At 37.7% G+C, this 25,764-nt stretch carries 22 protein-coding genes; 15 read left to right on the forward strand and 7 right to left on the reverse strand.

All coding sequences use genetic code 11. The features are described from left to right. Nucleotides 1-26: 26 nt before the first annotated feature. Nucleotides 27-1,436 carry a helix-hairpin-helix domain-containing protein gene (locus tag AC559H_RS06970; RefSeq protein ID WP_026794122.1) on the forward strand — a complete coding sequence of 470 codons (1,410 nt, stop codon included), beginning with the start codon at nucleotides 27-29 and terminating at the stop codon, nucleotides 1,434-1,436. A 54-nt stretch (nucleotides 1,437-1,490) separates the two neighbouring features. Here AC559H_RS06970 and AC559H_RS06975 read toward each other — a convergent pair whose 3' ends face one another. Then, complete coding sequence (locus tag AC559H_RS06975; protein ID WP_026794123.1) at nucleotides 1,491-3,902, reverse strand: ATP-dependent helicase; 2,412 nt, start codon at nucleotides 3,900-3,902, stop codon at nucleotides 1,491-1,493. A 50-nt stretch (nucleotides 3,903-3,952) separates the two neighbouring features. Between AC559H_RS06975 and AC559H_RS06980 the strand changes: the two genes are divergently transcribed. Next, nucleotides 3,953-4,834 (forward strand): DUF4349 domain-containing protein, encoded by an 882-nt coding sequence (locus AC559H_RS06980; protein ID WP_043937001.1) that lies wholly within the window; start codon nucleotides 3,953-3,955, stop codon nucleotides 4,832-4,834. A gap of 156 nt (nucleotides 4,835-4,990) precedes the next feature. On the opposite strand, the gene AC559H_RS06985 is transcribed toward AC559H_RS06980, so the two are convergent. The 4 genes from AC559H_RS06985 to AC559H_RS07000 form a co-directional block, all read right to left on the reverse strand. Further along, nucleotides 4,991-6,085, reverse strand: a complete 1,095-nt coding sequence (locus AC559H_RS06985) for a RuBisCO accumulation factor 1 (protein WP_026794125.1) — start codon at nucleotides 6,083-6,085, stop codon at nucleotides 4,991-4,993. A gap of 52 nt (nucleotides 6,086-6,137) precedes the next feature. Next, a complete protein-coding gene (locus AC559H_RS06990; protein WP_026794126.1) occupies nucleotides 6,138-7,475 on the reverse strand; it encodes a hypothetical protein in 1,338 nt (445 codons plus the stop codon). Between the two features lie 37 nt (nucleotides 7,476-7,512). Then, the gene (locus AC559H_RS06995) at nucleotides 7,513-8,292 is read right to left on the reverse strand and encodes a photosystem II electron transport protein, Sll1252 family (protein WP_026794127.1); all 780 of its coding nucleotides are present in this window, start codon (nucleotides 8,290-8,292) and stop codon (nucleotides 7,513-7,515) included. Between the two features lie 64 nt (nucleotides 8,293-8,356). Continuing rightward, the gene (locus tag AC559H_RS07000) at nucleotides 8,357-8,872 is read right to left on the reverse strand and encodes a hypothetical protein (RefSeq protein ID WP_026794128.1); all 516 of its coding nucleotides are present in this window, start codon (nucleotides 8,870-8,872) and stop codon (nucleotides 8,357-8,359) included. A 665-nt stretch (nucleotides 8,873-9,537) separates the two neighbouring features. On the opposite strand from AC559H_RS07000, the gene serA reads away from it, so the two are divergent. The 5 genes from serA to AC559H_RS07025 all read left to right on the forward strand — a co-directional run bounded on the left by serA (nucleotide 9,538) and on the right by AC559H_RS07025 (nucleotide 16,074). Beyond that, nucleotides 9,538-11,121: a phosphoglycerate dehydrogenase gene (serA, locus tag AC559H_RS07005; protein ID WP_026794129.1), complete on the forward strand. Its 1,584-nt coding sequence runs from the start codon at nucleotides 9,538-9,540 to the stop codon at nucleotides 11,119-11,121. Nucleotides 11,122-11,216: 95 nt separating this feature from the next. Continuing rightward, the gene (prmA, locus tag AC559H_RS07010) at nucleotides 11,217-12,107 is read left to right on the forward strand and encodes a 50S ribosomal protein L11 methyltransferase (protein ID WP_026794130.1); all 891 of its coding nucleotides are present in this window, start codon (nucleotides 11,217-11,219) and stop codon (nucleotides 12,105-12,107) included. 94 nt (nucleotides 12,108-12,201) lie between these two features. Continuing rightward, a complete protein-coding gene (gene fni / locus AC559H_RS07015) occupies nucleotides 12,202-13,239 on the forward strand; it encodes a type 2 isopentenyl-diphosphate Delta-isomerase (RefSeq protein ID WP_026794131.1) in 1,038 nt (345 codons plus the stop codon). Nucleotides 13,240-13,285: 46 nt separating this feature from the next. Continuing rightward, the gene (sppA, locus tag AC559H_RS07020) at nucleotides 13,286-15,109 is read left to right on the forward strand and encodes a signal peptide peptidase SppA (protein ID WP_026794132.1); all 1,824 of its coding nucleotides are present in this window, start codon (nucleotides 13,286-13,288) and stop codon (nucleotides 15,107-15,109) included. A 101-nt stretch (nucleotides 15,110-15,210) separates the two neighbouring features. Beyond that, complete coding sequence (locus tag AC559H_RS07025) at nucleotides 15,211-16,074, forward strand: Tab2/Atab2 family RNA-binding protein (protein WP_026786518.1); 864 nt, start codon at nucleotides 15,211-15,213, stop codon at nucleotides 16,072-16,074. 54 nt (nucleotides 16,075-16,128) lie between these two features. Here the strand turns inward: AC559H_RS07025 and AC559H_RS07030 are convergent, their stop codons facing one another. Continuing rightward, nucleotides 16,129-16,290, reverse strand: a complete 162-nt coding sequence (locus tag AC559H_RS07030) for a ribbon-helix-helix protein, CopG family (RefSeq protein ID WP_141292963.1) — start codon at nucleotides 16,288-16,290, stop codon at nucleotides 16,129-16,131. A gap of 513 nt (nucleotides 16,291-16,803) precedes the next feature. Between AC559H_RS07030 and AC559H_RS07035 the strand changes: the two genes are divergently transcribed. After that, a complete protein-coding gene (locus AC559H_RS07035; protein WP_026794133.1) occupies nucleotides 16,804-17,475 on the forward strand; it encodes a Uma2 family endonuclease in 672 nt (223 codons plus the stop codon). A 15-nt stretch (nucleotides 17,476-17,490) separates the two neighbouring features. Beyond that, on the forward strand, nucleotides 17,491-18,162 hold the full coding sequence (locus AC559H_RS07040; protein ID WP_026794134.1) for a Uma2 family endonuclease: 672 nt from the start codon (nucleotides 17,491-17,493) through the stop codon (nucleotides 18,160-18,162). Nucleotides 18,163-18,206: 44 nt separating this feature from the next. Here AC559H_RS07040 and AC559H_RS07045 read toward each other — a convergent pair whose 3' ends face one another. Then, nucleotides 18,207-20,138 carry a heavy metal translocating P-type ATPase gene (locus tag AC559H_RS07045; RefSeq protein ID WP_306439102.1) on the reverse strand — a complete coding sequence of 644 codons (1,932 nt, stop codon included), beginning with the start codon at nucleotides 20,136-20,138 and terminating at the stop codon, nucleotides 18,207-18,209. 247 nt (nucleotides 20,139-20,385) lie between these two features. Here AC559H_RS07045 and AC559H_RS07050 point away from each other — a divergent pair, with 247 nt between their 5' ends. The 6 genes from AC559H_RS07050 to AC559H_RS07075 all read left to right on the forward strand — a co-directional run bounded on the left by AC559H_RS07050 (nucleotide 20,386) and on the right by AC559H_RS07075 (nucleotide 25,638). Next, a complete protein-coding gene (locus AC559H_RS07050) occupies nucleotides 20,386-21,336 on the forward strand; it encodes a metal ABC transporter solute-binding protein, Zn/Mn family (RefSeq protein WP_026786514.1) in 951 nt (316 codons plus the stop codon). A 19-nt stretch (nucleotides 21,337-21,355) separates the two neighbouring features. After that, nucleotides 21,356-22,150, forward strand: a complete 795-nt coding sequence (locus tag AC559H_RS07055) for a metal ABC transporter ATP-binding protein (protein WP_081694825.1) — start codon at nucleotides 21,356-21,358, stop codon at nucleotides 22,148-22,150. Nucleotides 22,151-22,345: 195 nt separating this feature from the next. After that, a complete protein-coding gene (locus tag AC559H_RS07060; protein ID WP_026794136.1) occupies nucleotides 22,346-22,687 on the forward strand; it encodes a XisI protein in 342 nt (113 codons plus the stop codon). A 43-nt stretch (nucleotides 22,688-22,730) separates the two neighbouring features. Beyond that, the gene (locus AC559H_RS07065; RefSeq protein ID WP_026787231.1) at nucleotides 22,731-23,150 is read left to right on the forward strand and encodes a XisH family protein; all 420 of its coding nucleotides are present in this window, start codon (nucleotides 22,731-22,733) and stop codon (nucleotides 23,148-23,150) included. After that, nucleotides 23,138-23,479: a XisI protein gene (locus AC559H_RS07070; protein ID WP_026794137.1), complete on the forward strand. Its 342-nt coding sequence runs from the start codon at nucleotides 23,138-23,140 to the stop codon at nucleotides 23,477-23,479. The genes AC559H_RS07065 and AC559H_RS07070 overlap by 13 nt, the downstream gene beginning before the upstream one ends. 176 nt (nucleotides 23,480-23,655) lie before the next feature. Continuing rightward, nucleotides 23,656-25,638 (forward strand): ATP-binding protein, encoded by a 1,983-nt coding sequence (locus tag AC559H_RS07075; protein ID WP_026794138.1) that lies wholly within the window; start codon nucleotides 23,656-23,658, stop codon nucleotides 25,636-25,638. The last annotated feature ends 126 nt before the right edge of the window (nucleotides 25,639-25,764 follow it).

Raw genomic sequence — 25,764 nt, forward strand, 5'->3', positions numbered from 1 at the left:
TGAGCAAATTTTAGGGAGTTATAAAAATGGTTAAAATTATTAGTCGAAAATCTTTAGGAACTCAACCCGTTTATGATATTGGCGTACAAGAAGATCATAACTTTCTTCTCAACAACGGTTTAGTGGCTTCTAATTGCTTTAATAAATCCCATTCCATGGCCTATGCTTATGTTACCTATGAAACTGCTTATTTAAAAGCTAATTATCCCGTTGAATATATGGCGGCTTTATTAAGTGCTAATAGTGGAGATACGGATAAAATTCAAAAATATATTGAATCTTGTCAAAAGTCCCTGGGAATTAAGGTGATTCCGCCCGATATAAACCTTTCGGGGATGGATTTTACCCCCTCGGATAAGAGTATTATTTTCGGACTTTCTGCGATTAAAAATGTCGGGGAAGGTGCGATCGAACATTTATTAGAAATTCGTCAAGAAGGGGGAGAATTTAAGAGTTTTCCTGATTTATGCGATCGCATTAATTTACAAATGGTGAATAGTCGCGCCTTAGAAGCATTAATTAAATGTGGAGCCTTAGATAAACTTAACCCCAACCGTCGCCAAGCTATTGATCATTTAGATAAATTAATTTCTTGGGCGCAAAGTAAAGCCAAAGATCGAGCCGTGGGTCAACAAAGTATATTCGATATTTTAGGGGGTGGAACTAATACAAAAGATACCCATGAAGATGCACCAAAACCCGCAAAACTTGAGGATTTCAAAGTTCAGGAAAAACTTCAATTTGAAAAAGAATTATTAGGATTTTATGTTTCTGAACATCCTTTACAATCCATCTTAAGATCGATTTCTGTAGATGAAAGAGTGACTTTAGCAGAATCAACTGATAAAAAATCTAAGGTTAAAGTAGTTGTTGTAATCACTGCTATTAAACTACATACCACCAAAAAAGGTGATCGGATGGCGTTTTTACAAATCGAAGATTTAACCGGACAAATGGAAGCGATTATTTTCCCAACAACCCATCAAAAAATTAAGGATTTTCCAAATGAAAATGATATAGTTTTAATTACGGGTAAAATTGAAAAAAAGGAAGATAAAATTCAGCTTGTTATTGATGATTTACAATCGGCGGATACTCTCCCTCAGATTGATAAAATTCCTGATCTTTTATTGGAAGATTTGGAAATAGAGGAATCAAATTCAATGGTACTTTTACACCTAAAACTTGAGGAAATTTATGATTTATCCCGACTCCAAAAACTTCATGCACTACTAAAAGAACAATCTTCGGGTAATCAACAACAGGCTAATATTCCAATTGTTGCTACGGTTAAAGGAGAATTTAAACCTAGTAATAAAGGGATTTGTTTAGGTCGTGATTTCTGGATACAGAACGCCGAAGCAACAATTGATTCCTTAAAAAACGCTGGATTTGATGCTGAAATTCAACCTAAATTAGAGATATTAATGTCATAAAAAAATTAGTTGTTGGGCTAAAGCCCAACAATATAGAGGGCTAAAGCCCAACAACTAAAATTTCTCGAAAAAATGTTGAGGAAATTGTTGTTTTAACGCAATAAAAACCGGACAGGCTTTTTGTTCTTGCTGATTTTCAGGTTTATGCCAACTGTAGGGAGAAAAACGAGACACAGACATCCATAAAAAACGTTTAGCTCTGGTCATAGCGACATAGAGTAATCGGTATTCTTCTGCGGTTTTTAAATCCTTAGCTTGCTCCCAAGCAGTGGCGATATCAGGAATTAATTCTTCTCCGTGAGCAGCGGCTCGAATTTGGGCGCGGGCGACTTCCGAAAGGGTAAATTCTCCTAGAAATTTGGCTTGGGGTAAAACTCTTAAACTCCCCGGAATTGTAGACTCTTGTAAGAAGGGAATAAACACATAATCCCAATCTAATCCTTTGGCTTTGTGCATGGTAATTAATGTTAATTGACCTTCCCGGGTATAGGGACTATCTTTAGAGGTTGCTTCCTCATCAATATCCACGGGTTCAAACTTTTCTGAACTGACAATATCATTTAAAACATCTAAAATTGTTCCCATGGAATGGTTACCAAAGGTTTTTTGACCGATGCGTTCTGATAATTTATCCGCCGTGGCTAACTCCGTTTTTTCATATTGCAATGATAGGGCTAAAAAGGAGATTAATTGATAGGGAGGAAGTTCTAAACGCGCTTGCAATAATTGACAACAAAAATAACGACATTGGCGAATTTCTTCCGATTGTGGGGGGTCAAGGGGGCCGGGATACAAAAATTCTTCGGGATGAATTGCAATTTTATTATAATCTAAATTCGGAATTAAATTGCGATCGCCTAATACTTTTAATGCTAATTTTAAATAATCTGGTGAATGGGGACGATCCAAAAATTGAAATAAAGATAAAATTTCTGCTGGAATTTGAGAATTTCTAGCCTGCTGAGAGGCATCATAAACCCGAATTTTGCTTTTAAAATCTTCGGGAATTTTAATATTATATAATTGGGGATGATTAAAAACATTAGAAATAAATTCTCCCTGTTTATTTTCTCTTAGTAAAATCGCAAATTTTCCATGAGGATCATCTTCAAATATTTTCACAATTTTTTGGACAATTAACTCAACGGTCTGATAAATGTCCGCCATTTCCCAGAGTTCTAAACCTCGACCATAAGCCGGGGGATTAGCATTAGATTGATGGTCACTAAATCCCACTAATTTAATCATTTGCTCTCGAAAAGGTTGTTCATTCCCAGCTAATTTTGAACGATTAACCCAGGATAACATATAGTTAGCTGCGTCAATAATAATACAACTACTGCGTCCGGCTTGATCCATGGTAGCTAATCGTTTTAACTGTTCACAATCATTACAAAAACGACGAAAATAAATAGGATCAGCCGTAGTAAATGTGGAGTTAATCGCTTGATTTGGATCGCCGACTCTAACTAAATTTAAAGTATCTAAATCATCAGTAATTGACTTAGAAGAACTGGCTAAAATTCTCAAGAGTTTACTTTGTAGGGGAGTGGAATCTTGAGCTTCATCTTCAAAAACAGCAAATACTTGATTTTGCCAAACTTGACGAACCGTTGGATTGTCTAAAACTCGCAATGCGGCTAAAATCATCTCATCATAGTCAATTAAATTCAGTGATCGCAATATATTTTGATAATTTTCATATAATCCGGCGGCTATTTCTAAGGTTTCATAATCATCAGGAATTTGTTCCGAAATATTGGTTAAATCCTGCGGTTGTAGTCCTGAACTTTTAGCTTCTTGAATCACTTTCCAAGCTAAGTTCGGTAAAACTTCTGTTCTTAAAACCGATTGACGTCTTAATCTTTCTGTTTCTTCCCCATCAAATTTAACTCCCTCAATTAATCGTTGATAATGGCGAGGATTTGCCACAATCCATTGTTCTACACAACTGCGGGTAATTCGATTACTAGGAGTGGGTAAAATCAAGGTAAAATTCTCTAAATTTAATCCTGATAATTCGGGATTTTTTAAGGCAATATTTAAGGCTAAACCATGCAATGTATAAACAAAAAATCCCCCCAAAGGTAATCGCATTTCTTTGAGTTCTTGACTCACTTTTGCACGAATATTAGCGGCGGCGGAACGGGTGAAGGTGACAATCACTAATTGATGCTGGGAATGGAGTTGATGGCGGGCGCTCGCCAATGCCGCAGCAAAGGCCATTCCTGTTGATTTTCCCGCCCCTGGAACCGCAGAAATGGCTAGGGGCCCCCCATTCCAATCAGCCATTTGTTGTTGACCCGGACGTAAACTTTGGTAAATTTCTTTAATTTTCTGCTCTCGGAATGCACGAATTTGATCAATATTTTCTAATGGATTTATTGTCAGATCAGAAAAGACTGTTTCCGAAGTTAGGATAGGATTAACGGAGGAAACTGAATCGAGATCAAGATCGTCTGTCATGCTAGGCTCAATATTAAGTGGATAATGAACGATAATAGGAATATAACACTATGAATTATGATCAAATTCGCTCTCAGACTGGATTAAAACCCAGATTTTTTTTATGGTTAATGGTATCAATTTTAGCTTTATCGAGTTGCGCTCAGGCGAATAAAGCTAAACAGATGTCTCCCGCCAGCGCACCTTTAGCCACAGCAGATAGTCTGGAAATGGCTAATTCTGCACCGCCACCAACGACCACGGAACCCAAAAAACAATCCCAACTGATTAAACGCGCTCAATTAACATTAATAGTACAATCAATTCATCAAACTACAGAATCTATTACAGAAATTATTAAAAAACAGCAAGGGGATATTTTAAAATTTGAGGCTCAAAAATCCCCTGATAATAGTCAGCGTCAAACGGCTTATATCCAATTCAGAGTTCCCCAACAGCACTTAGAAACCACCTTAAATGCGTTAGCAAAGTTGGGAACAGTAGAAAATCAAATGATTACGGCGGAGGATGTTTCGGATCAATTAGTCGATGTCCAGGCGCGACTGCGAAATTTACGGAAATCGGAAGAAATGGTGTTAAAAATTATGGAGCGTTCGGGTTCAGTTGGGGATGTTTTGAAAGCAGCAAATGAATTAAGTACAATTCGAGAATCCATTGAACGGATTGATGCTCAGTTAAGAAATTTACAAAATCAAGTCGCTTATTCTACTATTGATTTAACAATTGAATCGTCGGTTTCTGTGTCTCCTGCTCAAGAAAATCTGGGTTTAAGAGTCCAAGAAACTTGGGGAAAAGCAACTCATACCATGGGTGAATTTACCTGGCTATTAGTAGGATTGATTTTATGGTTATTGGCTTTTAGTCCCTATTTATTAATCATTGGAGGGGGAATTTATGGTTATCGTTGGTATCGTCATAATAGAATAAGATAGGTAATGGGTAATGGGTAATGGGTAATGGGTAATGGGTAAAAGTTATTAAGTACCTAAACAAAATTAATTACACATCCCCTACCCTGTTCCCTCCCCCCCTAGCCCCCCGTGCACGGGGGGTTTGGGGGGGCTGTTCCGGTGTTCCCTCTCTTTTTTCTATTCATCAATTTGCCAAACATCATGAATTTGATCCTCATCTAATACCTTTTTAGGACGCATAATTAAAATTAATTTTCCTAGTAAATGAATATCGGGAGTTTCATCGAACCATTGCAGTTCTAAATTTTCAGATTTTTCAACTAAGAAATAAGAATCAATATCCCATTCCCGTTGAGCGCGATCAATCAGGATTAAAACGGGTTCTGATTTACCGGGTAAGGGATTCGGTAAATTAGCGCTATTTCCTAAAACAGCAATTGGATCTTCTGACTTTCTGACCACTTGCCAGCCAGGAACCGCTACCCAAGCTGCATTTCCCGATGATTTAACAATGGAAAATGCTCCTAATTCTTCAATCAAAGGAACGGCTTTAAAATCCGATGGAGTTAAGGGAAATTTCCCCACGACTGGAATTAAACGGGGTAGATCTTCTTCCGTTTCTAAACGATACATTGGTAAACGAGGCGCTGATTTTTTGGCGGTAATCGAAAAATCTGTTAATAGTTGTTCTATGGTTTCTCGTGCGGTTTGGGAGTGAGCATATTTTAATCCTTTAGCAATTAAACGCGATCGCTGTTGTAAATCATGTTGTTGTCGGGCAGCTTTCCAGGCTTGATAGGCTAAAGCGTCCCCAGGATGATGGGCAAAACCCGGGGGGAGAACCGAAAACCGAGAGAATTCTTTGATGGCTTTGGCTAATTCTCTAGCTTCATCGGCATCTAATTTGCGCTGATCGGAAAACTCCGTCGCCATCACCCTTTCTGCTTGATTTAGGATACGAAATTCATATAAAATATCGCTTCCCCGTTGTTGAAAACGGGATCGAATTTCCTCGGATAAATTGCCTTTTACTAAGGAAGTAAAGACTTGTCCTGCTACAATGATTTGATTTTGTTGAATGGGTTCAAAACCCGTTTCTTCAAAAATTTGTTGGGGGTTATAACCAGATTTTTGTAATTGAGCACAGGCGTCGCCCCATTCCACCCAATTTCTTTCTTTCCGCCGTAATAATTGTATTAATTTAGCCGTATCTACTGATGGATCGGGTGTTGAGGAAATAAATGGGGAAAAATCTTCTGGTGTTTGAGTCATAATTATATAGAATTAATCAGTTTTAAGGACGGAATGGTTTCAAAATATCAAGTTAGTTCATATATAATTTATCACGAGTATGTCGTGCTGATCCTAATAATTTTTGGGCTTCTGCGCTAACTGTTGTCCCTGCGGGAACCTGTTCTAATATACTAATAATATCGGTTAATTGACCAATTAAGGAACCAATATTAGGCTCTTTAGAACGGGCTGAGGTTTGCCATTGAGCAATCTCGGCTTTTGCCTGTTTAAGTGATTCTACCGCGTCTTTTTCCGCTTCTAACCGACTTTCGGAAACTCCTAAATTTGATTGATATTCAGCTAATTTTTTCTGAGCATCCAAATAACTAGGATTATCCGTTGGAACTTGTTCTAAGCGACGAATTGCTTCTTGCCATAATTTGATTACTTGTTCCCATTGTTTGGCGGTGTGAGGGGGATTTTTAGCGGCTTTTGCAGCTTGAATTCCAAACTGCATCCCGGCATCAATTAAGGTATTTCCTTTCAGGGTTCCCGCAACAAATCCTAGTTGTTGTTGAAAATCTCGTTTAGCGGTTTCTAACTGTTTTTCAGCTAATTTTCCGGCTAAGGTTTCGGAGGAAATTTTATCTAATTGATCAATCGCTTTTTGCCAAAGGTTAATCATCTGTTGTTGTTCATTGCCCGGAGGAGTTTTAGAGAAATTGTTTTGAGATTCCTTAATTAATTGTTCGGCTTTTGTATATTCTTGATAAGCATTTTGTTCTTGAAAAATTTTAGATTCCATCCGGCCAATATTCTTTCTAGCACCTTCATATTCATCGAAGGTAAATCGCCAAACACAACCCGTAAATGAACAGTAGGCTTGAGGATAATAACCTAAAAACCAAACTGGGAGTTTATCCAGATGCTGTTGAGCTTTTCCAACTTTTTCAACTCCTAATTCAATATCAGTAATTGCCGTAGCTTGATTAATTAATTGATCGGATTGTTCTACTAAAGACACGGCTTGTCGATAGTTATAATCCATACTAATATAACTGGGAATTAATAAAATAGGGACGGTTTTTGAAACAGGAAACCGAATCATGGGATAGGGTAAATTAGCTAGAGCCACAAGTCCCACAAATCCCCCTAAAATAGCTGTACCTAAAGCCAGCTTTTGCCCAATTCCGGGTGGATGATTTGCTTTTGCAGCTTTCTGTAAAACTACTTCATCAAACTCATAAAACTGATCGGAAACTAAGTTTTTTAATTCATCTAAAGTTAGAGATTCTCCCGATTGCGATCGCATTTTTTCTAAGCGTTTAAGAACAATTTTTTCTCCAACTTCCCCAACTAAATCTTTTTCAGCGCATTTTTTTAACTCGGTTTTTAAAATTTCAAAAGATTGATTATAGAGTCTTACCATTACTAATATTCTCCTTAAATTATTCAGTACAAACTGATTATTGATAGCGAGTTAATTCAACTCTATATCTTTGTTTTTTAGTAATAGCCATATCTTTAACTTCTAAACGTCCTTTTCCCCGAATGGCAATTAAATCCCCGGATTTTAATTGATAACTAGCTTGGGTAACTTCCTTCCAATTAACCCGCACATCTCCCCCATCAATTAAACTCACCATCTTACTACGAGACATTCCAAATCCAGCAGATGCGATCGCATCTAACCGCATGGAAGCCTCTACAGTTGTTAACTCTTTCTTTTTGGGTTCTCTAACTTTTAATTCCCCCGGATCAATCCGTCGTGTTTTCACCGGAACAGATCGAACTTGAGTCAGATTTAACTCTAGGAAATCCGCCAATTCTAGGGTGACAATGGTTTGGGCTCCACGCTCTCCTAAAACAATAATATCCCCGGTTTTATCTCTGACAATTCCCGTCCCTAACATCGACCCTAAAAAGTCTCGATGGGTAGCGGGATCAAAGAGAAAATTACCCGAAATTTCTAAAACAATAACGCTGACTTGAGAAGTATCAAGAGGAAGTTCAGATCGGGCAATTCCTAACCGTTGGCGTTCCGCTTGGGGATAGCCTCCCCATGGGATCATTTGTACTTCTGTTAAGCGGCTAAAGACCTTTTCAGATTCAGCTAATTCAGGGGGAGAAAGGAAATCTGTTAGGGTAATTTCCCAGGTTTTCAGGGCTTGTTCTGCCAGATCTATAACCCGTGCTATAGTATCTCGATTTTCGATACCTTTTAGGAGTTCTTCTCTTGGTAACATTAAGGGATTTTAGGTTAAGGAAGATGAAAATTTATGCTAAAATTATGATAACATTCTATTTTAATTATTCATTTTCACCAACGGTATAACCCTGAATATTTTCCGGTTCTAAGTCTCTTAAAATCCGATTAGCTTTCCGCATTAAGGTTTCCGAACCCGTGACCACGACTAAATATTTCCCAGCATTCAGGCGGTTACGGTAGGGTAAAGCATCGCCGCCACCAACAATTAATCCGACGCCACCCCCGGCTAATATACTCCCTAACCCCCCGGAAATTCCACCCAGAACCGCACCGATTAAATGATTTCCCAGAACTCCCGCCCAGGCAAAGGTATCTAATCCCGTAATTAAACTAAAGCCAAAACCTGAAACAAATCCAAAGGGAATTAACCAAGTTGCCATTAATTTCACTTGTTTAATGGCGCTTTCATTCGGGTCAATTAAGCCAAATTCATCGGCGGTTTTATAACCTTTTCCTAGAATACTGATTTGACTGGTGGGCACACCTTCTTTTTCTAATTCAACATAGGCTGTTTCGGCGTGAAAGCGATCGGCTAGGACAGTGACCAGATAGTTCATAATAAAAAAATGGGAAGTTTGGAAACCGCGTCTCTTAAGAGCGCGGAAGAAAAACGACTCAGGAGAATTTATTCTTCGTGAATACTAGATTGGGAATCGACAAAAATTGTTGTATTTGCCGATTCCCGGTTTTTCGGTATTTCTACCACACTGATTTCTCAGGTAATGTTAGCTTCGCCAATGTTATCGGTCGGTACTATCTCAAAAGCACTGCCTTACCCCTCGTAAAACTGTTTAACTTTCGAGTTTTAGAGCTACAAACTAGCTACGCATCTGTAGGTAAGAACTTTAACGCTTACCAATAACGGAGTCAGTTAAGACTTAGGCTGGTCAACTAACTAAAGTTAGAGGCATGAAGCCCTGTCACTTTAGTGCGGGGTGCTGACAATTATCGTTGGGAATAGGCAATCAATCTATTGTTAGTCTACACTTCTCCGGTGCCCATCTTTTCGCCTCCGTCCCCGCAAAGTTAAATTTTTTCCAATAATTCGCAGTGCATATACCCATTAAGAGTTAAAATAACCTACTGCGGTATTAATACAGACCGTTAATTTGGGAGGGAGAATAACTAATCTAATCAAGACTCTCCTGAACTTCCCCCTAGCTGATTTTGTCGGGGGGTGATGTTTCGTTTTCAGAAAAATTGCAACCCATCTTCCTAAATCATGTCTAAGGTTCTCGTATCCGATTCTATTGATCAAGTTGGTATAGACATCCTGTCTCAAGTGGCTCAGGTGGATGTCAAAATAGGTTTACCCCCAGAAGAACTGGTACGGATTATTCCAGAGTATGATGCTTTGATGATCCGGTCTGGAACTCGTGTAACCCAAGAAATTATTGAAGCTGCCAATAACTTAAAAATTATTGGTCGGGCGGGTGTCGGTGTGGATAATGTGGATATTCCCGCCGCTACCCGTAAAGGGATTGTTGTGGTTAATTCTCCACAAGGGAACACCATTGCCGCCGCCGAACACGCCCTGACGATGATGCTGTCCATGTCTCGCTACGTCCCCGATGCTAACCAATCGGTGAAAACTGGACAGTGGGATCGCAAAAGCTTCGTTGGTGTAGAAGTTTATAAGAAAACCCTGGGTATTGTGGGTTTGGGTAAAATTGGTTCCCATGTTGCGGCGGTGGCGAAAGCAATGGGGATGAAACTTTTGGCCTATGATCCTTTTATATCCCAAGAACGAGCGGATCAAATTGGTTGTCGGTTAGTGGACTTGGATCTGTTGATTCAGGAGTCCGATTATATTACGCTGCATATCCCCAAAACCAAAGAAACTTATCATCTGTTTAATGCGGAAGTCTTCGCTAAGATGAAGCCCACCGCCCGCCTAATTAACTGTGCTAGGGGCGGTGTGATTGATGAAACAGCCTTAGCCGATGCCCTGCGAACTGGCCAAATTGCCGGGGCTGCCTTAGATGTATTTGAAAATGAACCCCTAGAAGCCGATTCTTCCCTGCGGGAATTGGGGTCTAAAATTGTTCTCACTCCTCACCTGGGAGCCTCTACAGAAGAAGCTCAAGTCAATGTGGCGATCGATGTCGCTGAACAAATTCGGGATGTGTTGCTGGGCCTGCCAGCCCGTTCTGCGGTGAATATTCCCGGGTTATATCCCGATGTCTTGGAAAAACTCAAACCCTATCTGCAACTGGCAGAAACTCTGGGTAATTTGGTCGGTCAGTTAGCCGGAGGACGGGTGGACTTCCTGGATGTGCGTTTGCAAGGGGAACTAGCCGGAACCAGTAGCCAAGCAGTGGTTGTGGCTTCTCTGAAGGGGTTACTGTCCCAAGCACTACGCGAGCGGGTGAACTATGTTAACGCAGGTATTGAAGCCAAGGAACGGGGGATCAGAGTAATTGAAACCCGTGATGCTTCGGTGACGGACTACACCGGATCACTACATTTAGAAGCTAAGGGCAGTTTAGGCACTCATTCTGTGACCGGGGCGTTATTAGGGGATCACGAAATTCGGATCACCAGTGTGGACGATTTTCCGATTAATGTTCCTCCCACCCGCTATATGTTGTTTACTCTCCACCGGGATGTACCGGGAATTATTGGTAACATTGGCTCGCTTTTGGGCAGATTTAATGTCAATATTGCCAGTATGCAAGTCGGACGCAAAATTGTTCGGGGTGAGGCTGTCATGGTTTTAAGTCTTGATGATCCTTTACCTGAAGGTATTCTTGCAGAAATTATCAAAGTGTCTGGCATCCGCGATGCCTATACTGTAACGCTTTAATCAGTTATCAGTTATCAGTGTAGAGACGTGCCATGGCGCGTCTGTACCAGTTAACTGATGACTGATAACTGATAACTGATAACTGATGACTGATTATGGCTAATAGCTGGTGGGAAATTAAAGTATTGTGTGATCCGATGCTAGAAGATGCGGTCTTTTGGCGCATGGAAGCGTTTGGTTGTCGGGGAACCGCGAGTCAAATTAAAAATAATTCCTGCTTGTTATCAGCTTATTTACCCGAAGAAAAAGCCCATTTACTAGATTTAGCAGCCCTGGCTTTATTGTTACGTCAAGATGCTTTGTGTTTAGAAATGCCAATTCCGGCGGTGACTTGGGATTTGATTGATGAACAGGACTGGTCAAGTAGTTGGAAACAATATTGGGAACCGACACCAATTGGCGATCGCTTTTTAGTTTATCCGGCTTGGTTAGCATTACCTGAAAATCCCGATCGTATTCTATTACGTTTAGATCCAGGGGTTGCTTTTGGAACCGGAACCCACGCCACAACTCAACTGTGTTTAGAATCTTTGGAAATGCGCTTAGGTGGAGAAAACACCCATGGGGTAATTGCAGATATTGGTTGCGGTTCTGGTATTTTATCAATTGGGGCAATTTTATTAGGAGCTTCTAAGGTTTATGCGGTGGATAATGATCCGTTAGCAACTCGTTCAACTTACGAAAATTGTGAATTAAATCAAATTTCACCGGAAAGAATTAATATTCAAGATGGCAGTATTGAGCAGGTAATTCAAGCAGTAGAGCAACCTGTAGATGGAATTGTTTGTAATATTTTAGCAGAAGTAATTATTGATTTAATTCCTCAATTTAATGCCATATCCAAGAAAAATACTTGGGCGATTTTAAGCGGGATTTTAATGGATCAAGCTAAACCAATTGCAGATACTTTAGAACAACAGGGTTGGGTTGTTGCTACCCTCTGGCGTCGTCAAGATTGGTGTTGTTTTAATATTCGACGATCCTAATTCAGTCATCAGTCATCAGTGTAGAGACGTGCCATGGCGCGTCTGTATCAGTTATTAGTTAACTGTTCCGGTGTTCCCTAGCGCTATAACTAATATGGTATTTCCCAATCAAATTGAAAACCGCAAAGCTGATCATCTAAGAATTTGTTTAGAAGAAGATGTGCAGTTTCGACAAACAACAACGGGGTTAGAACGTTATGACTTTACCCATTGTTGTTTACCCGATTTAAACCGCAGTGAAATTGATATCACCACATCATTTTTAGGTAAAATATTAGGAGCACCCCTATTAATTTCCTCCATGACTGGAGGCACAGAACAAGCAAAATTAATTAATTGTCGGTTAGCGGCTGTGGCTGAACATTATCAGATTGCCATGGGAGTCGGTTCCCAACGGGTTGCGGTGGAAAATCCCGATGTGGCTGATACCTTTGCCGTGCGATCGCTCGCCCCTAATATTTTACTTTTTGCCAATTTAGGAGCCGTTCAATTAAACTATAAATATGGTTTAGAACAATGTTTAAAAACCATTGATTTATTAGAAGCCGATGCCTTAATTTTACACCTGAATCCTTTACAAGAATGTATTCAAACCGAAGGGGATACTAATTTTAAAGGATTATTCCATAAAATAGAACAATTATGTACCCAACTTCCGGTTCCAGTGATTGCCAAAGAAGTCGGAAATGGGATTGATGCAGTCATGGCGAAACGATTAATTGAGGTAGGAGTGGCCGCTATTGACGTGGCAGGCGCGGGGGGAACCTCCTGGGCTAAAATCGAAGGAGAACGCGCCCAAGACCCCCTACAGCGTCGTCTAGGGGAAACCTTTGCCAATTGGGGCATACCCACGGCTGATTGTATCACCAGTATTCGAGAAGTGTCTCCCGATATTCCCTTAATTGCTTCGGGGGGGTTACGCAGTGGTTTAGATGCGGCCAAAGCGATCGCCCTCGGTGCCAATTTAGCCGGGTTTGCCTGGCCATTTTTGCAAGCCGCAGCCGAATCGGAAGCAGCAGTCTATAATTTAGTAGAGATTTTAAAAGCAGAATTGATCACCGTGCTATTTTGTACAAATAACCGTACCCTAAATCATTTACAAACATCAGGAGTATTGAAACCAAAACCCTAAACCCCGCGCCGGATTAAGTTAGATTATCCCATTTATTAATAATAATATGAAAGATTTTCTCAAATTTACATTTGCCAGTTTATTAGGAAACTTAATTGGACTGGTTTTAACTACCACCCTAGGAATTGGAGGATTAATTTTCCTAGTAATTCTGATGGCAAGTCAAGAGTCGGGGCCATTAGTTAAGGATAAATCAGTATTAGTTTTTGATTTAGCATTAAGTGTAAGTGATACTGGGCCTAATCCCTCAACTTCTGAAGCCTTACAGGAACTTTTATCAGAAGATAGTCCAACTTCAATTCAGTTAAGAACCTTAGTTCAAACAATTGATCAAGCCAGTAAAGATGACAAAATTGTCGCCCTTTATTTGCAAGGAACTAATACTCCCATTTCTACAGGATTAGCTAATTTAAAAGAAATTCGTCAAGCCCTAGAACGGTTTAAAAAAAGCGGAAAAACAATTATTGCTTATGATATTGATTGGACAGTACCAGAATATTATTTAGCTTCCGTTGCTAATCAAGTTGTGATTAATCCCTTGGGTTCTTTAGACATCAAAGGGTTAAGTTCTCAAGTCATGTTTTTAACCGGAGCATTAGAAAAATATGGTATTGGGGTGCAGGTGATTCGGGTGGGAAAATATAAGGCAGCCGTTGAACCATTTTTACTGAAAAAATTAAGTCCAGAAAATCGAGAACAAACTCAAAAACTATTAGGAGATTTATGGGGAGAATGGTTAAGAACCATTGCACCCAGTCGCAAAGTCACACCCCAACAGTTACAGGCATTTTCTAATACTGAAGGTATTTTATTAGCAGATACGGCTTTAAAAGGAAAATTAGTTGATCAAGTTGCCTATAGTGATGAAGTGATTGCAGACTTTAAAAAAATGACCGGGGAATCCCAGGATAAAAGTCAACAATTTCGGCAAATTAGTATCAATTCCTATTCCAAAATTCCTGAAGTTGCTGATATTAATAATGGTAATCAGAATAGTAAAAATAAGATTGCAATTGTCTATGCCGAAGGTGAAATTGTTGATGGTAGCGGAACTTCTAGCCAAATTGGAAGTGATCGGTTAGCTAAAGAATTAAGAAAATTACGCTTAGATGAAAAGGTAAAAGCGGTGGTTTTACGGGTTAATAGTCCTGGGGGCAGTGCCACAGCTTCAGAAGTGATTGGGCGGGAAGTAGATCTGATCAGAAAACAAAAACCTGTGATAGTTTCCATGGGAAATTTTGCCGCTTCCGGGGGATATTGGATTGCTATGGGTGCGGATCAAATTTTTGCCCAAGCTAATACCGTGACCGGATCAATTGGGGTGTTTGGATTACTGTTTAATATTCAAGATATTGCCAGTAAAAATGGGATTACCTGGGATATTGTCAAAACCAGTAAGTTTGCAGATATTCAAACCAATAGTCGGCCGAAAAGTCCCGAAGAATTAGCTCGGTTACAAAAGGTGGTTAACTTAATTTATGATCGCTTTATTTCTAACGTAGCCACCCATCGTAAGTTATCTAAAAATCAAGTTCAAGAAATTGCTCAAGGGCGAGTTTGGTCGGGCGCACAGGCTAAACAGTTAGGGTTAGTTGATGAAATTGGCGGTTTAGATGCGGCGATCGCGGCGGCGGCAAAAAAAGCGAATTTGGGAGAGGATTGGACACTCAAAGAACCTGCTAAACCTCGGACATTAGAAGAACGAATTTTAGAGAATTTAGCCGGAGATAACCTCACAAAAATACCGACTCCCGTTGATCCCCTCACCCGTGAATTTATCAGACTTCAAGAGGAATTATTGATGATTAAAGAAATGAATGATCCGAAAGGAATTTATACCCGTTTACCGTTTAATTTAAAGATAGAATAAGTGAGTTGATCCCTGAAAAATCAATCATTAGGTGCAGCTTAACCCTAATTGCTGGTAGGATTTATTTTTAGACGTTAATTATCAACAGAATCCAGTCATTGATGAAATCAACTATTTGGGAACTCGATTTTTATAGCCGCCCCCTGCGGGACGAAGAAGGGAAAAAAGTTTGGGAAGTCTTAATCTGTGAAACCCCGCTCAATATTGAAGATAGCACCGAGACGATGTTTCGCTACACCCAATTTTGCCCTAGTAACGAAGTTAACTCTATTTGGTTAAAACAGGCGATTGAAAATGCGATCGCCACTGCCCCCACGCCCCCCTCTAGGATTCGCTTTTTCCGCCGTCCGATGGCAAATATGATTTCTAAATCCTGTAAAGAATTAGCGATTCCTGCTTCTGCAAGCCGTCGTACCTATGCCCTTTATCAATGGTTAAACCAACGCATAGAAACCTATTATCCCACCTTGGAAAATTATCAAGCGGGGGCTAATCCTTCGGTTCAATTTATGGAGTCTCAACCCCAGCCCCTTCCTGATGCTTTGCAGGGGGATAAATGGGCTTTTGTAACTTTAGAAGCCAGTGCCTTTTCCGACCTATCAGAATGGGATATTAGCTTTGGTGAAGCCTTCGGATTACCGATGGTTGGGTTAACACCAGAAACCCCAATTCCTGGGTTAATTATTTACTCCTCCCGGGCTACTCCTTTAGCGGCTTGGATGTCGGGATTAGAGTTAGCTTATTTACGATTAAATAAAGATTCCCGTCCTAATTTATTATTAGAAACTGGGGAAAATGAAAGTTGGATTTTAGCTAATTTACCCGATAGTAAAACCCAAACAGAAGCCCAAAATTTTGAACTCACCAAAGAAAAAGCCAAAAATGTACATTTTTTAGCTGTTCAATCTGACCCCAATTCTGAATCTTTTGCCGGATTTTGGTTATTACAAGAACTACAGTTCTAATTCGTAGGGTGCGTGTGCTGGGCTTACAACAACCTCGCACAAAGCCCACGCACTTCAGTCGTGGGATGTAGTGCGACCCCCTTTAGGGGGTGTGAGGGTTTTAATGTAATCCCTAAGAACTTCAGCCATTGATAATCCTTCTGATTCAGCATGACTTTTGAGACGTTCATATTCTTTCTCGTTAACATTAAACTGAATTTTCTTTTCCCTTGACATACTCTATTTAAGACTCTATTATCAGAGTATAGCAAGGATGTTCCTCGCTTAAAAACAAGTTGTCAATGGCGAGAAAAAGGCAACCACTGTGATTATCCCTATTGACTACAGAAAGCTCCGAAAAATCTTGGCAGAGCCAAAGACTGTAATAGTCGTAGCCGTCAATTGGGACGAGGTACTTGGCATTCCTCAGAGTCTCGTACTCTCCTCTAATATTGCTGTGAAGCAATTCTGGAAACAGTAGGGGGCAACTCCATGAATACCGAGCAATCGGGGCTAGACAGGAGAATCCCACGCGGTTCACCCGTGGGAGTGTCAAGCACCATCTTTAATTCTATGTTAAAATGGTATAGCAGGGAACAGGGAACAGCCCCCCAAACCCCCGTGCACGGGGGGCTAGGGCGGGAGAAAACAGGGGGGAAAATACTTCACCGTCTGGGTTCTAAGATCCGTCTGGTGTCCTAACTGCCTTGGCGGTTGCTATATATACTTTTTTTTAGTTAGGATGAAACCATGACAACTCTAGTTTCTATTCCTGAATCTGCTCAAAAAAACCAAGGTCAATCTGCTACTTGGGAGGATTATTTAGCTTATGTTAATAATCCCAATTTAGAAAAATATAATATTAGTTTTAATCAAGGCTATTTGTGGATTGATATGGGTAACGAAGGAATCAATCACGCTCGATTTAATGAATTATTAACTTTGATTTTTGGGTTTTGGTTTGCCCGTCAACCCGATCTGTTAGTTGATCTTTTAGGAGGATGTGTGATTGAAAAACCCAACCAACGGGCAGCCGCACCCGATAAAGTATTATATATTGGTGAAAATTCCCCTAAATGGCAAGAAGGAGAACCGCGCAGAATTAATTTAGAACAATGGCGAGTTCCTGATTTAGTTGGAGAAATTTCCGATACAACTTTAGCAATTGATTTAGATGAGAAAAAACAACTTTATGCTGGCTTAGGAGTTCCCGAATATTGGGTAATTGATATTAGAGGAAAACGGGCGATCGCCTTTCGTTTACAAGAGAATGGAAAGTATCAAGAAATCAATACTTCTATTGCTTTAAATGGATTGCCGATCGCTTTATTAGAATTAACCTTAGAACAATTAGAAAAAACCAATAATTTTAACGCCGCTTTCTGGTTTTCCCAACAAATTGTTAATCTACAAAATCCCTAACAAAAAGATGAAACCATGACAACTTTAGTTTCTATTCCTGAATCTCCTCAAAAAACCCAAGGTCAACCTGCTACTTGGGAGGATTATTTAGCTTATGTTAATAATCCCAATTTAGAAGACTTTAATGTTAGTTTTAATCAAGGATATTTGTGGATTGATATGGGTAACGAAGGAATTAATCACTCTAATGTGAACGATTTGTTGAGTTTTTTATTATATATTTGGTTTTCTCGTGAACCTGGGATATTAGCAAACTCTTTTAGTGGATGTGTGATCGAAAAACCCAACCAACGGGCAGCCGCACCCGATAAAGTATTATATATTGGTGAAAATTCCCCCAAATGGCAAGAAGGAGAACCCCGCAGAATTAATTTAGAACAATGGCGAGTTCCTGATTTAGTTGGAGAAATTTCCGATACCACTTTAGCGATAGATTTAGATGAGAAAAAACAACTCTATGCTGGCTTAGGAGTTCCCGAATATTGGGTAATTGATATTAGAGGAAAACGAGCGATCGCCTTTCGTTTACAAGAGAATGGCAAATATCAGGAAGTTAACACTTCTATTGCTTTAAATGGATTGCCGATCGCTTTATTAGAATTAACCTTAGAGCAATTAGAAAAAACCAATAATTTTAACGCCGCCTTCTGGTTTTCCCAACAAATTGTTAATCTACAAAATCCCTAACAGAAACCGAATTTCTTCAAGAAAACAGGTTTCTGTTGGTTTCTCTAACTTTTTAATAACCGTAAACCACTTAATGTTACTAATAACATTGATCCTTCATGTCCGATTATCGCCGTGGGCATATTAATCAAACCGAAAAAATTAGATATTAATAATAATACCATAAACGAAAGGGAAAAAGCAATATTTTGTTTGATAACTCGATTAGCCCGATGACCTAATTTAATCGCTTTGAATATTTTTCCTAATTGCTCGGTCATTAACACAACATCTGCGGTTTCTAAGGCTACATCATTTCCCGCCCCACCCATGGCTATTCCCACATCAGCTAATCCTAAAGCTGGAGCATCATTAATCCCATCTCCCACCATTGCTACCCCTTGATACCGATTTTTCAATTGTCGAATAATGGTTAATTTATCTTCCGGTAATAAATTAGCATAAACCAGATCAATATTTAACTGTTTTGCCACACTATCGGCTGTTCTTTGATGATCTCCTGTTAACATTACCACTTGTTCAATGCCAAATTTTTTCAGATTTTTAATTAAGGTTTTTGCTTCTAAACGCACCGTATCTGTTACAGCAATTAATCCTAATGTTTGATGATTTTGTGTCACCCAAACCACGGTTTTACCATCGGTTTCTAAATGGTCACTAATTTCTACCAATTCAGGACTAACATAAATATTATGTTGATGAATCCACTCTAGTTTCCCTACAAAAATCTGGTTATGATTCACTTCTCCAATAATCCCTTCCCCGATTTGAGTGGCGACATTAACTGCGGCAATTCTGGGAATATTTTTTTCCAGGGCAAATTGAGAAATTGCCTGTCCGATAGGATGTTCAGAAAGTGACTCTACCGCTAGGGCAACTCCTAATAATTCTGTATCTAATATACCCGCCACCGGAATGATATCAACAATATTTAATTTTCCCGTGGTTAAGGTTCCAGTTTTATCAAATGCGATCGCATTAATTCGGCCAATTTTTTCTAATTGCGCCCCATTTTTAAATAGGATTCCATATCTTGCCCCATTTGCTATTCCTGATAATAAGGTAGGCATAATTGATGCTAATAAAGCAGAGGGAGAGGCAACCACCAAAAAAACTAAAGCCCGATAAATGGCTGTTTCCCAATTCCAACCCAGGAATACGGGCGGTAAAATGGCTAATCCTATACCTGTTACAATAATAAATTTAGTATAATTACGTTCAAATTTTTCCATAAATTGTTGAGAGGGAGATGCCTCGGTTTTAGCTTGTTTAACTAACTGAATCACCCGATGAATTAAACTACTTTCAGGAGATTGATGAACCTTTAATTGTAGTACCCCATTTTCGTTTAATGTTCCGGCAAATACTTGATCACCAATGGTTTTATCGACCGAAATTGATTCTCCCGTAATTGCAGCTTGATTAATGGAACTATTTCCAGAGATAATCACCCCATCCGTCGGAATTATTTCCCCAGGCTTGACTAAAATAATATCCCCAATTTTTAATTGATTAATTGGGATTTGTTGCTCCTGTTGATCGGTAATTACCCAAGCTGTATCCGAGGTTAACTGCATTAAATTTGTGATATTGCTTTCTGTCTGTTCCATCGCTATACTTTCTAAAGCACTACTCAAAGCAAAAATTAAAATTAGGATTCCACCATCTATGATTAAAAAATAATTTTGCTTCCAAATTCCTAAAGTCGCAGTCCCCAATGCTGCTACAATCATTAATAAATCAACATCAAATTGTTTGTCGTCTACAAGCGTCGTTAACCCATCTTTAGCAATGCCATAACCCCCGATAACATAAGCAATCGGTAGGGCTAAAAATGCTAACCCTAGCCAACCTATTTGTAAGCACACCCAACCTATAAATACTAAAACAGCACAAACTATCGCCGCCATCATTTCAGAATAGTGCTGCAAAAATGCCCGCACAGAAATTAGAGAATTAGAATGTTGAGTCATCATCAGAAAATACAAAATACTTTGTTTAGCATAAACCGCGACTAAGAATTTTGTACTGTAGATTTTGGATCAGAGGTGTTCCCTGCTATATCTCTTAACCTGATCGATTTTGGAAAAGACACCGCCACTAAAATCTACCCTCCTAGTCAAAAGTTTTGAAAACGATTATCATTATAGTTAAGCCCTCAAGATCCCTATGCTGGGACTGTGTTGGGCCAATGAGGTGCAAAACTACATTGAGGACATCAAGATGAGATTGTCGGTTGAAGCCCGAATAGTAATGCTGTTATGGGTTATGAGTATAATTAGTGGTTGTAACACCATTTCCACACCAAAAAATTCAGTTGAAAATAATTCTTCTGAAGCCAAACAAATAGTAAATGAAACTGTTAATAATGCTGTTGATATTACGGTTAGTATTATGCCCCAGAAATATTTTGTGGAAAAAATTGGGGGCAAGAATGTTAAAGTGAATGTTATGATTCCTCCTGGTGTTGATTTACATAATTATGAACCCAAACCTCAACAGTTACAATCTTTGAATGATGCTAAAGCTTATATTACCACGGGGATTGCTTTTGAAACAGCTTGGATAGATAGAATTAAAGCTGCTAATCAAAAAATGTTAATTATAGATTCAACTCAAGGGATTGAGAGAATTCCAATGGTAGAACATCACCACGAAGGAGCAGAAAATTATCCCTCAGAAGAAACTTTAGACCCTCATATTTGGTTATCTCCTAAATTAGTTAAAATTCAAGCTCAAAATATTTATGATGGCTTAGTCAAAATTGACCCAAAACGCCAAGCTGAATATCAAGCCAACCTAAATAATTTTATCACAGAACTTGACCAACTGGATCAACAAATTAGTCAGAAATTAACCCCGCTCAAAAACCGTAAATTTATCGTTTTTCATCCCGCTTGGGGCTATTTTGCCAAGGATTATAACTTAGAACAGGAATCAATTGAAGTCGGGGGACAGGAACCTAGTGCAGCCGAGTTAGCTAAGTTAATTTCTGAAGCTAAACAAGAGAATATTAAGGTAATTTTTGCTCAACCAGAATTTAATCCCAGTTCTGCGGAAACCATAGCTAAAGAAATCGGGGGAAAAGTTATTTTTGTTAGTGATTTAGATGAAAATTGGTCTGATAATTTACTTCAAGTTTCTGAACTGTTATCACAAACTTTAAAACCATAAAATAATTTGATTTTTTACTATGATTTTACTTCCTAATTTTACATTTACATCCGTGAAAAATCCTCAAGAATTATCTCCAAAAAATTATCCAAAAAATGAAGTCATCCGCTTAAAAGAAGTCTGGGCGGGTTATGATTCCCATGAACCTATTTTAGAAGATATTAATTTAACGGTTAATGAATTAGATTTTATCGGATTAATTGGCCCTAATGGGGGAGGAAAAACCACATTAATTAAAGTGCTTTTAGGACTGCTAAAACCCTTAAAAGGAGATGTAAAAATTATGGGTAATTCTGTGACTAAAGGACGGCGTTATTTGGGTTATGTCCCTCAAATTTTAGAATTTGATCGCAATTTTCCCGTCCGGGTAGATGAAGTGGTAAGAATGGGACGGTTAGGAAATCGTCATTTATTTCAACCCTATACAAAAAAAGATGAAGAAATTGTGATTCAATCTTTAGAAAAAGTCGAAATGTTAGAATTAAAAAATCGCGCCATTGGCGAACTTTCAGGGGGACAAAGACAACGGGTTTTTATTGCTAGAGCTTTAGCCAGTGAACCCCAAATTTTACTCTTAGATGAACCTACGGCTAGTGTTGACCCCAAAATGTGCGCGAATATCTATGAGTTATTGTTAAAATTAAATGAATATATGACAATTTTAATGATTACCCATGATATTAATACCATGTCTTCCTATGTCAAAACCATTGGCTGTTTGAATCGACGCTTACACTATCATGGAGAACAACAAATTACCCAAAAAATGTTAGAACAAACCTATAACAAGTCATTGGAGCAGACAGGGTTGTGATATTTTGGTTGAAAGCGAAAGTTATTTTCTGCCACTCAATAGGAACGTTAGAGGGAAATTGAGGTGTGATGGTTGTTTTAAGGGGAGTTGGTGGTGCGATCGCTTATTATGAGGTATTTTTGGTTAGTATTATTATTGGGGGGATCTTTATGGCTCACCTACTCAATTAAAAAATTACAAGGAGGAGATTTTACAATGGCTCAATTAGAAAAATACCGTAATTCTATTAAAAAGGTATTAACAGAATATCACAAATGGGTTTCAGGTTCAGCTAATTTAGATCAAGAGAGTTGTCTGGTTTTTGATGAAATACATGATCAATATTTTTGGCTGTTTATGGGTTGGGAAGGCAAGAAAAAAATCAGAAATATTCAGGTTCATATTCGCATTAAAAATGATAAAATTTATATTGAGGAAGATTGGACAGAGGAAGGTATTGCTAATGAGTTATTAACCGAAGGTGTACCAAAAGAGGATATTGTGTTAGCATTTCATGATCCTGAAAGTCGTAAATTTACAGAGTTTGCTGTGGTTTAATAGTTTTTGTTTATAATGGTAGAATTAGTGACAAAGGAGGACAATGCCAGCAAAAGATATTTACCATGAAGCAGTTAAAAACGCTCTAATTAAGGATGGTTGGACAATCACAGCCGATCCCTATCCTCTGGAATATGAGGATGTTGAACTTTATCCTGATTTAGCAGTAGAAAAGGTCATTTCAGAAGAACAAAAACAACGTAAAATTATTATTGAGATTAAAAGTTTTATTAGTTCTTCATTAATGAAAGATTTTGAATTAGCTTTAGGACAATATATACTGTATCGTGATTTAATTCAATTGGCTCAAGATGAATACCAAGAAATTTACTTAGCGATTAAAGATGAAATTTATGACACTTTTTTTCAAAGAAAATCAATTAAAGCTGTGGTAAAATTAAATCAAGTTGCTTTACTTGTTATTAATACGGATAAGGAGGAAATAGTACAATGGATAAATTAACTAATTATCGTCAAACTATTAAAAAGATATTAACAGAACATGATTATCTTGCTAATCGTTCATCTAAGAAAAAATATGAAACTTGTTTAGTTTTTGATGAAACTCATGATCATTATTTATGGATGTCTGTAGATTGGGTTAATCAAAAAAGAATTAATAATACTCATGTTCATATTCGCATTAAAAATGATAAAATTTATATTGAGGAAGATTGGACAGAGGAAGGTATTGCTAACGAGTTATTAACCGAGGGTGTACCTAAAGAGGATATTGTTTTAGCTTTTCATGATCCTGAAACTCGTAAATTTACAGAGTTTGCTGTCGCTTAGAGAGGTTTTGAGGGTTTCGCGTGGGTCATCACTGTGGAGAAAATACCTAAACTTGAAGAGGCTTTAGTATAGTATAATGGTAGGGTTGATATTAAATGACTAACTTTGAGTTTCCAAACTATTAACAGATCAAAGTTGAATTTTAACCGTTGTTTAAATGTTAAGGTATTGTATTTATGTCACAACTTCTCCCCTTTAACCCTCTGGAAAATAATGACTCTAGTTTAAACTCCATAGCAGTCAAAAAATTAATACATAATCTTTTAACTTCTTATAATGGTTGGTATGATCCTTTTTGTGAAGCTATTCAAAATGCACTAGATTCTATTGACGCAAGAATTAAATTAGAGGATGGAGAGTATAAACCTTCAATTTGGGTAACAATTGATTTAAAAAATAATTGTTTAATGGTAACTGATAATGGAACGGGATTAGATGAAAAAAACTTTGAAATTTTTCTACAACCCAATGTAACTTTAAAAGATAAAGGATATAGAGGTCATAAAGGAGTAGGTGCAACATATTTAGCCTATAGTTTTAATTATGTTCAAATATGTAGTAAAACTCCTGATTTTAAAATAATTGCTAAAATGGAAAAGGCAAAAAAATGGGTTGATGATTCCAACCTAGATCAATTTCCTAAGATGAGTAGTGATAACGATCAGCCTAAAGATACAAATTTTAACAACATTGATAAAGGATTTTCTCTTTGTATTCAGTGTGATCAAGAAACTTTTCCCCGTGATTTAAGTTGGCTACAAGTAAAAGATGCCAAAACTTGGCTACATATTTTAAGTATAAAAACTGGATTAGGTTCTATTAAAAAACAAGACAATATCAAAGTATGTATTGAAGTAATTGATAAAAATGGAGAAAATAATATTTATCAACAACAGGGGATCGAATATTTATGGATTCATCAGTTACCTCTTATAATAAAAAATGCTCGATTTCATGACATAAAAGAGAAAAAAGATAATTTGTATAAAAAAGATAAAGATGTCAAAGATTTAAAGCTTTATCCTAGTAAATTAAAAGATTTAGATATAATTTATGATTTTCATAACTATAAGACATTAATACAACTAATCGAAAATTCAGACTTAACATACTTAAAAGATGATGAATTAAAAAAATCATTGTTAGATATTTGTAAGAAATATGAACCTTACATTTACTGTTGCTATTCTTATTCTGAAACTTTTTGGGAGCAATTAAATAATGGTTTAAACATAAGAAGTACAGCAAAAATTTTTAAAAGTGGCATTCAACTAGCAGCCGATAATATGCCGCAAGGAGAAATACGTCCTATAGATTTCAAATCTGTGAATGCCGACATGACATATATTGTAATTCATTTTTATAATTGTGAAGTTGATATAGGTCGTAAATCATTTTCTCCAGATTTAGAAAATTTTGCTCAAGAAATCGCTAAAATACTTGTTATTTATTATTCTAAATACCGCCATTTTTTAAAAAGACCTACTGGACGAAAAGACTATCGGCAAAACCCAGAATCAGTTGATAGATGGAAGGATCAATATAAAAAATATGCAGAGAAAAACCCTCTAAATTTATCAATCTATAATATTCCGATTATATGTAAACCAGCAAGAGAACAAGAAGTAGTCGCTTTGTTTAATCAGTTACTTGGAGCAAAAGTAATTTGCGGAATTGAGATTATGTCAACTGATCAAATTTTCACCTATGATTGTTTATTTCAATACAAAATAGAGCCTTCACACACACATATATATAATAAAGAAAAGAATCCACTTGGGCTTTTTGAGGAAGAAATTATAAATAAGTATGAAAAGTTCGGGTTTCCTTTTTGCTCTAATTCACCAAAAGTTTTAGAATATAAATTTTCAATTGATGGATTAATTGAAGACTTCAAACATGGAGAAAAAAATTCTAATGATATTGATATGCTAGTAGTATGGGAAACAGGAAAAAACTGGAAAAACAATTATTATATTATTTCGTGTTTAGATCAGGATAATATTCATCCTCGACCTTATCATGGTGTAACACATATCATGTATAATCGTTACACAAATGAACACGAAATGAATTTAATAGTTCTTGAAGAACTGATTGATTTTCTAAATAATCCTGAAGAAGAGGAAGAAAGACAAAAACAAAAATATGAAGGATAGTTTTTATAAACCAGGATGCGATCGCTTTTTGGGGATGGGAGGTTGAGGTGCGATCGCTTTATTATTATTTACCTACATTTAAAAAACGCTAATTGTTCACCATACAGTTATTATATTAAAAAATAT

The sequence above is a fragment of the Planktothrix prolifica NIVA-CYA 540 genome (assembly GCF_963864145.1).
In the GTDB taxonomy this organism is placed as follows: domain Bacteria; phylum Cyanobacteriota; class Cyanobacteriia; order Cyanobacteriales; family Microcoleaceae; genus Planktothrix; species Planktothrix agardhii.

Excerpts from the sequence above, each read along its gene's own strand:
- sppA (WP_026794132.1), top strand. The coding sequence starts at position 13,286 with ATGAAAGATTTTCTCAAATTTACATTTGCCAGTTTATTAGGAAACTTA.
- AC559H_RS07065 (WP_026787231.1), top strand. The coding sequence starts at position 22,731 with ATGCCAGCAAAAGATATTTACCATGAAGCAGTTAAAAACGCTCTAATT.
- AC559H_RS06995 (WP_026794127.1), bottom strand. The coding sequence starts at position 8,292 with ATGTTACCAAGAGAAGAACTCCTAAAAGGTATCGAAAATCGAGATACT.
- AC559H_RS07045 (WP_306439102.1), bottom strand. The coding sequence starts at position 20,138 with ATGATGACTCAACATTCTAATTCTCTAATTTCTGTGCGGGCATTTTTG.
- AC559H_RS06990 (WP_026794126.1), bottom strand. The coding sequence starts at position 7,475 with ATGGTAAGACTCTATAATCAATCTTTTGAAATTTTAAAAACCGAGTTA.
- prmA (WP_026794130.1), top strand. The coding sequence starts at position 11,217 with ATGGCTAATAGCTGGTGGGAAATTAAAGTATTGTGTGATCCGATGCTA.
- AC559H_RS07075 (WP_026794138.1), top strand. The coding sequence starts at position 23,656 with ATGTCACAACTTCTCCCCTTTAACCCTCTGGAAAATAATGACTCTAGT.
- AC559H_RS07025 (WP_026786518.1), top strand. The coding sequence starts at position 15,211 with ATGAAATCAACTATTTGGGAACTCGATTTTTATAGCCGCCCCCTGCGG.
- AC559H_RS07000 (WP_026794128.1), bottom strand. The coding sequence starts at position 8,872 with ATGAACTATCTGGTCACTGTCCTAGCCGATCGCTTTCACGCCGAAACA.
- AC559H_RS07030 (WP_141292963.1), bottom strand. The coding sequence starts at position 16,290 with ATGTCAAGGGAAAAGAAAATTCAGTTTAATGTTAACGAGAAAGAATAT.
- fni (WP_026794131.1), top strand. The coding sequence starts at position 12,202 with ATGGTATTTCCCAATCAAATTGAAAACCGCAAAGCTGATCATCTAAGA.
- AC559H_RS07060 (WP_026794136.1), top strand. The coding sequence starts at position 22,346 with ATGGCTCAATTAGAAAAATACCGTAATTCTATTAAAAAGGTATTAACA.
- serA (WP_026794129.1), top strand. The coding sequence starts at position 9,538 with ATGTCTAAGGTTCTCGTATCCGATTCTATTGATCAAGTTGGTATAGAC.
- AC559H_RS06980 (WP_043937001.1), top strand. The coding sequence starts at position 3,953 with ATGAATTATGATCAAATTCGCTCTCAGACTGGATTAAAACCCAGATTT.
- AC559H_RS06970 (WP_026794122.1), top strand. The coding sequence starts at position 27 with ATGGTTAAAATTATTAGTCGAAAATCTTTAGGAACTCAACCCGTTTAT.
- AC559H_RS07070 (WP_026794137.1), top strand. The coding sequence starts at position 23,138 with ATGGATAAATTAACTAATTATCGTCAAACTATTAAAAAGATATTAACA.
- AC559H_RS07055 (WP_081694825.1), top strand. The coding sequence starts at position 21,356 with ATGATTTTACTTCCTAATTTTACATTTACATCCGTGAAAAATCCTCAA.
- AC559H_RS07035 (WP_026794133.1), top strand. The coding sequence starts at position 16,804 with ATGACAACTCTAGTTTCTATTCCTGAATCTGCTCAAAAAAACCAAGGT.
- AC559H_RS07040 (WP_026794134.1), top strand. The coding sequence starts at position 17,491 with ATGACAACTTTAGTTTCTATTCCTGAATCTCCTCAAAAAACCCAAGGT.
- AC559H_RS06975 (WP_026794123.1), bottom strand. The coding sequence starts at position 3,902 with ATGACAGACGATCTTGATCTCGATTCAGTTTCCTCCGTTAATCCTATC.
- AC559H_RS06985 (WP_026794125.1), bottom strand. The coding sequence starts at position 6,085 with ATGACTCAAACACCAGAAGATTTTTCCCCATTTATTTCCTCAACACCC.
- AC559H_RS07050 (WP_026786514.1), top strand. The coding sequence starts at position 20,386 with ATGAGATTGTCGGTTGAAGCCCGAATAGTAATGCTGTTATGGGTTATG.